Origin of the sequence: Paraglaciecola arctica BSs20135 (genome assembly GCF_000314995.1) — a bacterium.
Lineage (GTDB): Bacteria > Pseudomonadota > Gammaproteobacteria > Enterobacterales > Alteromonadaceae > Paraglaciecola > Paraglaciecola arctica.
In genome coordinates, this window is sequence record NZ_BAEO01000013.1 from 33,138 (window position 1) to 45,811 (window position 12,674).

Here is a 12,674-nt window from a genome sequence, read left to right on the forward strand (position 1 = left end):
TTTACTCTTTTTTCTCTTTATGGCTAGGTTGGCATGTTTGTGTTGTTAAATGTTCAGGTTAAATAGTTAAGGTGACTATTGATTGCATAAAAACAGATGTTTAGTATTTTGCATGGTGCAACGGTAAATCAATCAAAACAAGTAAAGCAGCCTGACCACCCCATTCTTTTGGCGCTTGGTGAAAGCCCAACACTGCGGGGTGTTGAACTAACCAATTGGGGATTGATTTTTTCAGAGCGTAGGTACCTTTGCCATGCATAATAGACACACAATAAACATGTTGTTTTTGGGCGGCATGAATTAGTGCTGCAATTTCGTGTTTGGCTTCTTCTTTCTTTACACCGTGTAAATCGAGGATGAAATCTGGTGGGTAATCGCCACGACGAAGTCGTTTAACTTCGTGGCTATCGGTCTCTGGTTTGACATATTTGAGTGGTTGGTCAATATCAAAATGGCCTTCAAAACCATCTGAAAACTCAAATGTTGCTGCAGCTTGTTTGATTTCTGCTAATTCTTTGTTATTTTTTGCCCTAAGTCCCGAATTCTGCTTGCTGGAAAAGCGCTGAGGCGGTATTTTGTCCTGCTTAATTGGCGCGACATCTTTGAACTCATTTTTAAATAGATCGGGTTCATCATTATCTGTTTGAGTTTTACGGTGATGTGGCGTGTTTTTCATTCATTACAAGTACATATTTGCTATAGAATAAGCATAACAAAATTTGCTACAAGAGCATATGTATTCAAGGTCTGCGGACCTAGATTTATTAAGCGATAACATGACCACAGATACTTTTTCCGAAATAGACGCCGAACAGATTGCAGAAGACTTACATACCATCTTAGATATGGTGAGATGGTCAGTGAGTTGTTTTAATCAGGCTGAACTGTTCTATGGCCATGGCACCGATAACCCTTGGGATGAGGCAGTTAGTTTAGTTTTACAGCTATTGCATTTACATCAAGACTTGACGTTACAAACGGGCGACCAATTGTTTCATAGTCGCCTTACCAAAGCTGAAAAGTTGAAGATTATCGCCATAGTTAAACGTCGAGCTGATGAACGTATTCCAGTGCCGTATTTGACTAATCAGGCATGGTTTTGTGATTTACCCTTTTTTGTGGATGAGCGTGTGCTTATTCCTCGTTCACCTATTGCAGAGTTGATCCAAAACCATTTTGAAGAGTGGATTGGTGATAGTGAGCCTCAACATATCTTGGATTTATGCACTGGTGGTGGTTGTATTGCTATCGCTTTGGCTTATGCCTTTGAAGAGGCCCAGGTAGATGCTGTGGATATTAGCCAAGATGCCCTTGATGTAGCAGAACTCAATATTACTGAACATGAATTGAATCATAGAGTTTATCCCATCAAGTCTGATTTGATGGAGGCCTTGCAAGGCCAGCAGTATGATTTGATTGTGAGCAATCCACCCTACGTGGATGCTGAAGATATGGATGACTTGCCTGAGGAGTTTCATCACGAGCCAGAGTTGGCTTTGGCTGCAGGCGCAGACGGTCTGGATTTAGTTGATGATATTTTACGTCAGGCTCCGATTCATTTGACGGAAAATGGTTGGCTGTTTGTTGAAGTAGGAAATAGCGAAGTACATATGTTTAGCCGTTATCCAGAATTACCCATTCAATGGGTAGAATTCGAAAATGGTGGTCATGGTGTGTTTGCTATAAGCAAGAACGATTTAGTTGAGTACTGGCGCTCGGTTGACCATTAAACTAAACACATCTAAATGATAAGTATCAATACAACAGGATTTTAAAATTATGGCAGGTAACACCTTCGGTAAATTATTCACCGTCACCACTTTTGGCGAAAGTCATGGCATTGCTATTGGTGGTATTATTGATGGTTGTCCTCCTGGTTTAGAGTTGTGTGAAGCTGATTTACAAGGTGATCTAGACAGGCGCAAGCCTGGCACGTCCCGTTACACCACCGCTAGGCGTGAAGAAGATGAAGTGAAAATTTTGTCTGGTGTGTTTGAAGGCAAAACCACAGGTACCAGCATTGGTCTGTTGATTAACAATACCGATCAGCGTAGTAACGATTATTCAAAAATTAAAGACACCTTTAGACCCGGTCATGCTGATTACACCTATCAACAAAAATACGGACTACGTGATTATCGTGGTGGCGGTCGTTCTTCGGCTCGCGAAACCGCTATACGTGTGGCTGCTGGTGGTGTGGCTAAAAAGTACCTGAAACAACAACATGGTATTGAAATTCATGGTTATTTATCGCAGTTAGGGCCGATCAAAGTTGAAACAGTTGATCATAGTGTCACTAACACTAATGCGTTTTTCTGCCCAGATGCAAGCAAGATAGACGCTTTAGATGCCTATATGCGTGATCTTAAAAAACAAGGTGATTCCATTGGTGCAAAAGTATCAGTGGTCGCAACTAATATGCCTGTTGGTTTGGGCGAACCAATTTTTGATCGATTAGATGCGGACCTAGCTCATGCCATGATGGGGATTAACGCTGTTAAGGGGGTAGAAGTGGGTGATGGTTTTGCTACAGTTGAACAAAAAGGTAGCGAACACCGCGACGCATTAACCCCTGAAGGATTTGCCTCAAACCGTTCTGGTGGGGTTTTGGGAGGGATCTCAACAGGTCAGGATTTAGTGGTGCATATGGCACTTAAACCCACTTCAAGTATTAGTGTTCCTGGTGAAACCATTGACATACATGGAAAATCGGCTGAAGTGATCACCAAGGGTAGGCATGATCCTTGTGTGGGTATCAGGGCTGTGCCTATTGCTGAAGCTATGATGGCTTTGGTAGTGATGGATCACTTACTTAGAGATCGCGCCCAAAATGCTGATGTGCATTGTACAACACCCGTTATTCCTGCCCAAGCCGGGCCTCGCTAGCAGCGTTTCGACAGGCCTAACTGGCCTGTTCTACTGTTACTCCATTTAAGTATTACCATTGCCAAAATCCGCATTTTCAAATTCGAATCTAATTTTACTCGCGATAACTTATCTGTTTTATTACGGACAGTTTGGTGTGCTGATGCCATATCTAGGGGTTTTTTTAGATGGCAGAGGCTTTTCATCCAGTGAAATAGGTGAACTTTTTGCATTGATCACCGTTGCTCGTATTGCTGGGCCAAATTTATGGGCGGTGCTTGCTGACAAAACGGGTAGGGCGCTCAAGGTATTACAATTAGGTGCATTGTTGACCTTTGCTACTTTTTGTTTGGTATTTTTTGTTGAGGGCTTTTGGGCGCTGACTCTTAGCCTTGCCCTAATGATGATGTTTTGGACCGCTATTTTGCCGCAAATTGAGGGATTAACCTTAAATTGTGTATTGGGTCATACGAGCCGATATGGCCGAATAAGGTTGTGGGGCAGCATTGGATATATTTTACTGACTATCTTTACCGGTAAAATGATCGATATGTTTTCTAGCGAAGCGCCCATTTACGTCGGGGCGATAGTGTTGTTTAGCCTGTTTGCCATAACCTTATTACTCAAAGAACCGCCTCGAGAAAAAAATACCGACCATCAACACTTGTCTATTTGGCATAAAATTAATACTCCTGTGTTTTATGCTTTTTTAATGTCTGTTGCCTTGCTGCAACTTAGCTTTGGTGCCTATTATGGATTTTTTGCTTTATACGTTCTTGATTTGGGCTATAGCGGCCAAGCAACCGGATGGCTTATTGCATTAGGGGTATTGGCAGAAGTCATTATTTTTTTGCAAGCAGGTAAATTGATTACACTGTTTGGTGTAAAGTGGATTTTGGTGATCAGTATTTTACTCACTGCGCTACGTTGGTATTTGTTGGCTGTGGCCGCAAACAGTCCTGCACTATTAGTGCTCAGTCAAATGTTACATGCATTTAGTTTCGGAATGACACACGCCGCGTCTATGCATTTTATTCATCACTATTTTGGCAAAAAGTTTCAAAGTCAGGGGCAGGCCATTTATATCAGTGTTGGCTTTGGGGTAGGTGGTGCGTTAGGTGGTTATGGAGCCGGTTATTTTTGGCAACAAGGTCAAGGTGCTGAATTAACTTTTACCTTAGCTGCTGTGGCTGCAGTTTTATCTGCTTTGAGTCTATTATTCGTGTCGTCAAAGCGAATGTAAATATTAGAAGTTTGCAACCATCTTATTGAATTATATGATTAAATATTCATCAGTTGCGGTTCGAAATAATTCAGAAAGTTGCTTGATAAATAGACAGTTGTTTCAATTTGATTTTCTTGTTTGAGATTACATAGGTATAACAAAATTGTGACTAACTCGTTGAAACAAAAAGCCTTGTTCGACCAGTTTTATTAATAATAGTTGTTGACCTGTGGAGTCTTAGAGATATACTAAACAAGCTTGAAAGTAAGTTTGATATTTATGTACATTGTTTCGACGTTCCATTGTAGTACCCGGTCTCGTAGCTCATAAGTAATTGCAACACACTTCAGCACAACTTACGTCTCCTCGGAGACACAATTACTCTTGAAAAATATAGGAAAGACTATGTCTGCAACTACTGGTACAGTAAAATGGTTTAACGAATCAAAAGGTTTCGGTTTCATTCAACAAGAAAACGGCCCTGATGTTTTTGCTCACTTCCGTGCTATCACAGGTACTGGCTTTAAAACTTTGGCCGAAGGTCAAAAAGTTGAGTTCACTGTAACTCAAGGCCAAAAAGGTCCTCAAGCTGAGAACATCGTAGTACTTTAATTATCAAATAATTAAAATTCTATAAGAAAAAGCAAACCTTAGGGTTTGCTTTTTTTATGCCTGGAGAAAAGCCGCTTTGAGCATAAAAAAGAATTTTAACCACAGAGGAAAAGGAGAGCACAGAGGAAATACATAATAATATGCTTTTCTTTTACTCTGTGGAGCGAAGCGCTCTGTGCCCTCTGTGGTTAAATTTTTTAATCTTTTGTTATTGCTTTAACTATTCCGTCAACTCGCCCCGTAAGTTGGCAATTAGTTGGCGTTTGATATGGCTTGCTGGTAGGTTTTTACTGAGTAGATAATGTAGCTTGGCGAGAGCAGCTTCTGGGGTCATGTCTTGACCTGATACTACTCCTACTTCTCGTAATACATGGCCATTGGCATAACCATTCATATTGACTTTACCGCGCACACATTGGGTACAATTTAAGACAATGATGCCTTGTTGATCTGCTATGGATAATTGTTTCAGTAAGCTTGGGTTTTGTGGCGCATTACCCACCCCAAAACTAAGCAATATTAAAGCTTTAACCGGTTGTTGTAAGGTATTTTTAATCACATCAGTACTTATGCCAGGATACAGGGTCACCACACCAATAGGCTGTGATTCAATTTGACTAACATGGAGGTTTTTACTGCTGTCTATGCCCAGTATATTTTTGTTAACCTCAATATTAATGCCCGCTTTGAGCAAAGGTGGGAAATTGGGTGAATCAAAAGCATTAAACCCATCGGCATCAAGTTTGCGGCTGCGGTTGCCTCTAAAAAGCTGATTGTTAAAAAATAAGGTGACCTCAGCAATAGGGTAGTTGGCTGCGATGTATAACGCATTTAGTAGATTTACTTGACCGTCAGAGCGCAATTGGGCAAGGGGAATTTGTGAGCCGGTAACTATCACAGGTTTACCCAAGTCTTCGAGCATAAATGACAAAGCTGAGGCGGTGTACGCCATAGTATCTGTGCCATGTAAAATAATAAAGCCATCGTATTTTTGGTAGTTCTGATGGATATCATTGGCGATTTTTTGCCAATCAGTAGGGTTCATATCAGAAGAGTCAATCAGGTTGTCGTATTCATGGATTGTAAAGTTGGGCATTTCGCTACGATGAAACTCCGGCATTTTTGCTAAGGTTTCAGTTAAAAACCCCGCAGCAGGAATAAAACCGTGGGAAGAAGGACGCATGCCAATAGTCCCGCCTGTGTATGCGACATAGATGTGTTTTTTCATATGAAGGATATACACCTCAGATTATTTTTGACTACTGTAACTGTTACCCTCGAAATTAACCAATAATTCCATTAAGTTAGAGATCTAAAAATTTGTTTACAAATTTAATTTATATAGGCGCAGTAATAACGATGAAAAATAAAATAATCGGATTTTTGTTATTAGTATTTTGTGCGAGTAGTTTCGCTGCTCCAAATGTATTGCCTATGCGTGAACGTGCAGAGCTAATTAATCAGATACTAGATGATAAGTTACAAAAGGTATTACCAAATCTGATGCGCCGTGAGGGCATAGATATGTGGGTGCTTATCTCCCGGGAATATAACGAAGATCCTATACTAAAAACAATGCTTCCCGCTAACTGGTTATCTGCTCGAAGACGTACAATTTTAGTGCTTTTTGACCCTGGTGAAGGTCAGCCAATTGATCGCTTGGCTGTTGCTCGATATGCTGTGGATAGCTTATTTAGAAAATCTTGGGACAAAGAAAAACAGCCTAATCAATGGGATAGTCTTGTCAACATGATAAAACAAAAACAACCCAAAAAAGTGGCTGTTAATAAATCTAAACATTTTGCATTAGCTGATGGAATTACGGCTACAGAATATGAGGAGTTTAGCCAAGCATTAGCTATACAAACTGATACTCGGTTAGTGTCTTCGGAAAAGCTGGCTATTGCTTGGCTTGAAACCCGAAGCGAAATGGAAATGCAGATTTATCCCAATTTGATTGAGTTAGGTCATCAGGTAATTGCTCAAGCATTTTCAAATCAAGTTGTTAAGCCGGGTGTGACTACTACCGATGGTATTGTGTGGTGGTTAAGAGAGAAAGTCTTAGACTTAAGGTTACAAACTTGGTTTCATCCTTCTGTTTCCTTGCAGCGTTCAAGCAATGAAAAGTTTGATCACTTAAAAGCATTTAGTGAAGGTCACGAGGTACAAACCATTATGCCCGGTGATCTGTTACATATGGATTTTGGTCTAACTTATTTACGTCTCCAGTCAGACCAACAACAACATGCTTATGTGCTCAAACCTAATGAAACCGACGCCCCTGATTATCTGAAAAAAGCCTTAGAAAATGCCAATAGATTGCAGGACATTTTCACTGCAAACTTTAAACTGGGCCGCACGGGTAATGAAGTGTTAAAACTCTCTCGACAACAAGCCATCAAAGAAGGCATTAAACCTTCTATTTACACTCATCCCATTGGTTACCATGGACATGCTGCAGGCACTACTCTAGGCATGTGGGACTCCCAAGGTGGTGTGCCAGTACAAGGGGATTATCCATTACATTACAATACCGCATATTCTATAGAATTGAATGCCGCAACTTTTATCTCTGAGTGGAAAAAAGAAATTCGCATTATGCTTGAAGAAGAGGCTTATTTCGATCAATCTGGAGTCAGATACTTAGATGGTCGTCAGATCCAATTTCACTTAATAAAATCAGAATAAAGAGTACACAATGAATAGAAAACACCTTGCCCTTGCCGTTGCTTTTTCACTTGGGGTAGTCGCCTGTAATCAGTCAAATACAGCACAAACGCAAAAAGTAAACGAAGGAAGTGTGATAGTAAGCTTATCTGAGTCTGAGAAAGCCAATGCGCTGTTTCAAACGTATTTTGATGAAAGTATGCAGATGGATCCTATATCAGCGACATACGTAGGCATAAACGATTTTAACGACAGGTTTAGGGCTCCTATAAATAAACATAATCTTGCTCAGTCTTTAGCTTTTGAAGAAAAGTATTTGGCCAAAATAAAAGGCATAGATGCATCAGCACTAAGCGGACAGGATTTGTTAAGTTACCAAATATTTTTGCGGGATAGAGAAATTGCCATTAAAGGTGCACAATTTCCTAGCCACCTCATCCCCCTTCATCAAATGGGCGGGGCACATAGTTATTTTGCCTCCTTAGGTTCAGGTAAAAGTGCTCAGCCTTTTAATACGGCAGTCGATTACCGCAATTTTATGAGCAGAGCAGAAGGTTTTGCGACTTATATGGATAGCGCGATAGTGGCAATGAAAGAGGGGATCGAAAAGTCTATAGTGCTTCCTAAACCTTTGATTGAAAAGGTATTGCCGCAACTGCAAGCGCATATACTTGAAGATGTTACTAAGAGTGTCTTTTACGCTCCATTGGAAAAGCTTAAAGAGGATCAAGACATAACCGTTTCAGATAAAGAGCAAATTACCAAAGATTATATTGAGACAATCAAAAACGTCATCATTCCGGCCTATGGCAGAGTTTATGAGTTTATGTCTGAAGAATATTTAGCGAAAGGACGCAGCACTTTTGGTTTAAGCGACTTGCCTAATGGTAGAGCTTGGTATGAATATCGAATCGAAACCAACACCACTTTGCCTTTAACGGCTGACGAAATACATACCTTCGGGAAACAAGAAGTAGCACGAATTCTAGTGGAAATGACCAAGGTTAAAGAAACCGTTGGTTTTGAAGGTGACTTACCGGCCTTTTTTGAATTTTTACGTACCGATGAACAATTTTTCTTTAAGTCAGAGCAAGCCTTAATTGATGCTTATACCCAAGTAAAAGAAAAAATTGATAGTCGTTTGCCCATGTTGTTTGAAGTATTCCCTAAAGCGGACTACGAAGTTCGGGCAGTAGAAGCTTTTCGAGCAGCTTCATCCGCCGGAGCTAGTTATCAGAGTCCAGCACCAGATGGTTCTAGGCCTGGAATATTTTATATTAATGCCTACAACTTAAAAGCACAGCCAAAATACTTGATGGAAACCCTAAGTATTCACGAAGCTGCACCTGGTCATCATTTCCAAATTGCTATCCAACAAGAAGTCGAAAGTTTGCCTGACTTTCGTAAATTTGGTGGCTACACAGTATTTGCCGAAGGGTGGGCCTTGTATGCCGAAAGTTTAGGCAAAGAAATGGGTTTATTTACTGACCCTTACATGTGGTACGGGCGATTATCAGACGAACAACTTCGCGCCATGCGTTTAGTGGTGGATACTGGTTTGCACGCTTTTGGATGGAGTAGACAAAAAGCCATCGACTTTATGACAGATAATTCGTCACTTGCTGTAACTGACATCGAAGCTGAAGTAGAACGTTATATTGCCATTGGCGGACAAGCGGTGAGTTACAAAGTGGGCCAACGACATATTCGAATACTCAGAAATAAAGCTCAGCAGATACTTGGTGATAAATTCGACGTGAAAAAATTCCATACCCAAGTGTTAATAGATGGTGCCTTACCTATGCCAATTCTAGAAGCAAAAATAGATAGATGGATTGAACAGCAAAAGGGCTAGCTTGAGGTGCTAATTTTTAAGCTGTGTTAGTTTTACTGCTTTTTAAGACGGGGAATATCTTGCTGGATCAGTTTTATAATTAATTGTGACAAAAGGCCTACAAACAATGAAAGAGTATATGAGTAATGCTGAAGTAGCAGAACGGGTTCTCCGCCATGTTAGAGACGGGACAACCGATCAGGGCGACCAGATCTGGCGAGAGCCGGTTGCAAATTATTGTTCAGAGCAACGTTTTCAAAATGAACTTGCTCTGATAAAGCAGTCACCTATAGCGATATGCCCCTCTGCTGCGTTAGCCAAAGCCGGAGACTTTATCACTCAAAATGTAGCAGGTGTTCCCCTCATTGTAGTGCGCGGTCAAGATAAAAAAATCCGGGCTTTTAAAAACGCCTGTCGACATCGTGGTACCCAGTTAGTATCCGGATCTGGGTGCAAAAAAGCTTTTGTTTGCCCTTACCATGGATGGGTTTACCGATTGGACGGCCGCTTGCAAGGTATTCCCCATGAACAAGGTTTTCCAGGTTTTGAAAAATCAGAACATGGACTTTCTGAAGTCAAAGTATTCGAAAAGTGCGGGCTTGTTTTTGTCCAACAAGGTGGAAACAGTAAGACTGAAAATCTACTCGAAGGCTTGCCAGTATTACTTCAACAGCACCACACTATTATCAGTAAAAATGAAGCTACGATTGAAGCAAATTGGAAAGTTTATCTGGAGAGTTTTATTGAAGGTTATCATATTAAATTTGCCCATCCTGAGACTTTTTATCCCTTTGGCTACGATAATTTGAACATTATCGAATTTTGTGGTCCCCACGCTAGGGTTACATTTCCCTTTAGGAGGATGGAAAGCCTAACCGACGTTACGCCTAGTCAACGGGATGTGTCTGGAAGATTAACTTACGTTTATCATCTTTTTCCAAATGTTGTAGTCACATTATTATCTCATCACACAAACGTTATTATTCTTGAACCTGTCGATATAAACACAACTCGAACAACTCTATATCAACTGACGAATCAGACAATAGATGGCGATCAACAAGTCGCATTGGAGGCGGCCAAACGAGATATGAGTTTTGTTGCACAAACAGGTGCTTTGGAAGATTTAGCTTTAGTCAGGGGAATTCAAAAAAGTATTAACTCTGGGGCCAATGATGCTTTTACTTTTGGTTACTTTGAACCGGCAATAGTCCATTTTCACCAGCACTTGGGCGCGCAGCTTAATGAACTAATATAAGATGCTCTAAGACTTTTTTGTTTTAGCCTCAATCAAAATTTTCTGGATACAACTCACGAGCTGGGACGTTTTCATATTGTTCTAACAAATGACTAAATAACTTGTCATCTAAAATGCCATCGAGGGAAGTCACAACATCAGTTAGATTGTTATCATTTTTGCGACAGCAGTCTTGATAGTAAGTAATAAGTTCAGTCAAAGAGGTATTGTGTTTTTGAGCCAATAATTTGTCTACATAGACAAAAAAGTAAGCACTGCCCCAATAGGCGGCTGGGTATTGATTATTATCCATCAGCCTTGTTGCAATTGACGCTGCAGTTAAATCACTATTAAACCAACGTAAATGGGGCGCAATTTTCTGTTGGTAACCTGTATCTAACGAGCCTTTTAACACCCCAGATTGTGCCATAATCTGATACTGCATATAACTTGCGAACCCTTCTGAAAGCCAGCGGTATTCCGGCCCTAAATAGGGCAGTGCCATGTGGGCTAGTTCATGGTAAATGGTCCAGTCATCGACAAATTTTGTGAGACCAAATCTAGGGTCTACATGAAAATGTACACTGCCTTGTCCATATCTCCTTGTATAAGCCCAAGGTACTGGTTGATTGGATTTTTTGGGGTAGAGGTGCAATGCAAGTGGTGTTGGGTAAATACCTAAGGTGGCACGTGTGGCATTCACACCTTGGGTTAACCAGCTTTGTAGCATCTTGCCTTGTTCTGTATTGAAAGCTGACAAACCATGCACTTTAAACTGATTTTCTGTAACAGCCAAAACTCGAAACGAGTTAAGTATTAGTAGTATACAGACACTTAGTTTGAGCCATTTCGATAGGAGTGAGTGGATCATTGTTAGGTTATGGACGCAAAGTATCGTGAAAAAAATCAATCGCCATTTTGTACATTTGCATGGCTATGGCTGCATCATATCTTTCCCCTTCATCTCGCATAAAGGCATGTTGGGCGTTGACTTCATGCCAGCTAAAGTCACATTCATTTTGACTCAGCGTTTGGTGAATGAGTACTCGACCTTCTGCTGATACGTGAGGGTCTTGTTTGCCAAAAACTAACACCATAGGGCAATGAATATCACTGCTTCTGGTTAAAGAGTCATTGCCTTCGTCGCAAGGTAAGGTGTTAGAGTGTACATCAGTAGGGTATAAACAAAATGCTCCAGAAACTTGGTTGTTTAGGGCTGCTCTAAATGCAAGATGACCACCAATACAGACTCCCATCACGCCAATTTTGCCAGTGCAGTAGGTTTGTTGCTGCACAAACTCAACCATGGCTTGGGTATCAGAATCGTGATCTTCCAGTGGCTTAGCAAATTTGTCTGCATTGCCTTTGTCTTTTCCTACATCGTCATATGCCAGCACAGTTCCTAACGGATTGAGTTCGTGGAAAATTTCAGGCACTAACACCACAAAACCATGACCTGCCAATGTTTGTGCGCTTCGGGTGATAGGGCTGGTTTGTTGAAATATTTCTGAGTAGAAGATAATGGCTGGATATTTCCCTTCCTGTGATGGACGAAATACCGAAGTTCGCATTAGGCCTGTTGCAGTTTTAATATCATTAACGTGATGCTGAATAATCATGTTTTTCCTTAAAAAGTCTGACAAATTCAGGTCAGTTATTATAAAGACCTGATTTAGCTAAGTTTTATTTCTTGTATTTTTTTGAACTGCCTATACTTCATTACTATGAAAGTTGTAAATGTCAGTAGTTTATGAATCGTGGGTTAGGCAAATTTTTTGCTTTGTTTTTTGCTGCCTGTTTTTTGGCTTTACAGTTTCACCCAGTTGGTGAAATCCAGTCTGAACTGAATGATAAACGAATCTTTCATATTGAAGAAGTCAGTGTAAGTATAATAGATAAGAATATTGATAATAGATTTATCTATGTTCAACAACTCGCATCAAAACAAGCTTATTTATCTCCTCAAAAAATAAAACTTACGCAGCAACGCCATTACCTTTCAGGGATAGAGCGGCAGCTAGCACATCCATTTCGCATGTTTATGCTCGAATGTCTCGACGCTATTTGTAAAAATTACCAAGACAAGTTATCTACCTCATTTATCTATCAACAGAAACGTAAACTCTCTTTTGAGCTTGATCCAATTTTAATCTCAAATAATATGCAGGTTCACATCGATGAATCTGATCTGCACGTCTCCCTTAGTTAAAAATTATTAATTGGCAAATACCCTT

The 12,674-nt window shown here is 40.4% G+C and carries 12 protein-coding genes; 8 read left to right on the forward strand and 4 right to left on the reverse strand.

Annotated features, from left to right (window positions below; all coding sequences use genetic code 11):
* Nucleotides 1–100 precede the first annotated feature (100 nt).
* Nucleotides 101–676 carry an endonuclease SmrB gene (smrB, locus tag GARC_RS05015; protein WP_007617413.1) on the reverse strand — a complete coding sequence of 192 codons (576 nt, stop codon included), beginning with the start codon at nt 674–676 and terminating at the stop codon, nt 101–103.
* A gap of 100 nt (nt 677–776) precedes the next feature.
* On the opposite strand from smrB, the gene prmB reads away from it, so the two are divergent.
* The 4 genes from prmB to GARC_RS05035 all read left to right on the forward strand — a co-directional run bounded on the left by prmB (nt 777) and on the right by GARC_RS05035 (nt 4,702).
* On the forward strand, nt 777–1,730 hold the full coding sequence (prmB, locus tag GARC_RS05020) for a 50S ribosomal protein L3 N(5)-glutamine methyltransferase (protein ID WP_007617414.1): 954 nt from the start codon (nt 777–779) through the stop codon (nt 1,728–1,730).
* A 49-nt stretch (nt 1,731–1,779) separates the two neighbouring features.
* Nucleotides 1,780–2,886, forward strand: a complete 1,107-nt coding sequence (gene aroC / locus GARC_RS05025) for a chorismate synthase (RefSeq protein WP_007617415.1) — start codon at nt 1,780–1,782, stop codon at nt 2,884–2,886.
* Between the two features lie 91 nt (nt 2,887–2,977).
* On the forward strand, nt 2,978–4,108 hold the full coding sequence (locus GARC_RS05030) for an MFS transporter (protein WP_193363070.1): 1,131 nt from the start codon (nt 2,978–2,980) through the stop codon (nt 4,106–4,108).
* Nucleotides 4,109–4,495: 387 nt separating this feature from the next.
* On the forward strand, nt 4,496–4,702 hold the full coding sequence (locus GARC_RS05035; protein WP_007617424.1) for a cold-shock protein: 207 nt from the start codon (nt 4,496–4,498) through the stop codon (nt 4,700–4,702).
* A 220-nt stretch (nt 4,703–4,922) separates the two neighbouring features.
* On the opposite strand, the gene ansA is transcribed toward GARC_RS05035, so the two are convergent.
* Nucleotides 4,923–5,930, reverse strand: a complete 1,008-nt coding sequence (gene ansA / locus GARC_RS05040) for an asparaginase (RefSeq protein WP_007617426.1) — start codon at nt 5,928–5,930, stop codon at nt 4,923–4,925.
* 131 nt (nt 5,931–6,061) lie between these two features.
* On the opposite strand from ansA, the gene GARC_RS05045 reads away from it, so the two are divergent.
* The 3 genes from GARC_RS05045 (at nt 6,062) to GARC_RS05055 (ending at nt 10,461) form a co-directional block, all read left to right on the forward strand.
* On the forward strand, nt 6,062–7,390 hold the full coding sequence (locus tag GARC_RS05045; protein ID WP_007617429.1) for a M24 family metallopeptidase: 1,329 nt from the start codon (nt 6,062–6,064) through the stop codon (nt 7,388–7,390).
* A gap of 10 nt (nt 7,391–7,400) precedes the next feature.
* Nucleotides 7,401–9,224, forward strand: a complete 1,824-nt coding sequence (locus tag GARC_RS05050) for a DUF885 domain-containing protein (protein ID WP_007617432.1) — start codon at nt 7,401–7,403, stop codon at nt 9,222–9,224.
* A gap of 106 nt (nt 9,225–9,330) precedes the next feature.
* Nucleotides 9,331–10,461, forward strand: coding sequence for an aromatic ring-hydroxylating oxygenase subunit alpha (locus GARC_RS05055; RefSeq protein WP_007617434.1), 1,131 nt, complete (start codon nt 9,331–9,333; stop codon nt 10,459–10,461).
* 28 nt (nt 10,462–10,489) lie between these two features.
* On the opposite strand, the gene GARC_RS27170 is transcribed toward GARC_RS05055, so the two are convergent.
* Both GARC_RS27170 and GARC_RS05070 read right to left on the reverse strand, forming a co-directional pair.
* Nucleotides 10,490–11,209 (reverse strand): hypothetical protein, encoded by a 720-nt coding sequence (locus GARC_RS27170; protein ID WP_407636164.1) that lies wholly within the window; start codon nt 11,207–11,209, stop codon nt 10,490–10,492.
* A gap of 109 nt (nt 11,210–11,318) precedes the next feature.
* Nucleotides 11,319–12,059: a dienelactone hydrolase family protein gene (locus GARC_RS05070; RefSeq protein ID WP_007617438.1), complete on the reverse strand. Its 741-nt coding sequence runs from the start codon at nt 12,057–12,059 to the stop codon at nt 11,319–11,321.
* A 131-nt stretch (nt 12,060–12,190) separates the two neighbouring features.
* Here GARC_RS05070 and GARC_RS05075 point away from each other — a divergent pair, with 131 nt between their 5' ends.
* Entirely contained in the window at nt 12,191–12,649 is a 459-nt protein-coding gene (locus GARC_RS05075) for a hypothetical protein (RefSeq protein WP_007617440.1), read from the forward strand.
* Nucleotides 12,650–12,674 lie beyond the last annotated feature (25 nt).

Excerpts from the sequence above, each read along its gene's own strand:
- aroC (WP_007617415.1), top strand. The coding sequence starts at position 1,780 with ATGGCAGGTAACACCTTCGGTAAATTATTCACCGTCACCACTTTTGGC.
- GARC_RS05070 (WP_007617438.1), bottom strand. The coding sequence starts at position 12,059 with ATGATTATTCAGCATCACGTTAATGATATTAAAACTGCAACAGGCCTA.
- GARC_RS05055 (WP_007617434.1), top strand. The coding sequence starts at position 9,331 with ATGAAAGAGTATATGAGTAATGCTGAAGTAGCAGAACGGGTTCTCCGC.
- GARC_RS05045 (WP_007617429.1), top strand. The coding sequence starts at position 6,062 with ATGAAAAATAAAATAATCGGATTTTTGTTATTAGTATTTTGTGCGAGT.
- GARC_RS05050 (WP_007617432.1), top strand. The coding sequence starts at position 7,401 with ATGAATAGAAAACACCTTGCCCTTGCCGTTGCTTTTTCACTTGGGGTA.
- ansA (WP_007617426.1), bottom strand. The coding sequence starts at position 5,930 with ATGAAAAAACACATCTATGTCGCATACACAGGCGGGACTATTGGCATG.
- GARC_RS05075 (WP_007617440.1), top strand. The coding sequence starts at position 12,191 with ATGAATCGTGGGTTAGGCAAATTTTTTGCTTTGTTTTTTGCTGCCTGT.
- GARC_RS05035 (WP_007617424.1), top strand. The coding sequence starts at position 4,496 with ATGTCTGCAACTACTGGTACAGTAAAATGGTTTAACGAATCAAAAGGT.
- prmB (WP_007617414.1), top strand. The coding sequence starts at position 777 with ATGACCACAGATACTTTTTCCGAAATAGACGCCGAACAGATTGCAGAA.
- smrB (WP_007617413.1), bottom strand. The coding sequence starts at position 676 with ATGAAAAACACGCCACATCACCGTAAAACTCAAACAGATAATGATGAA.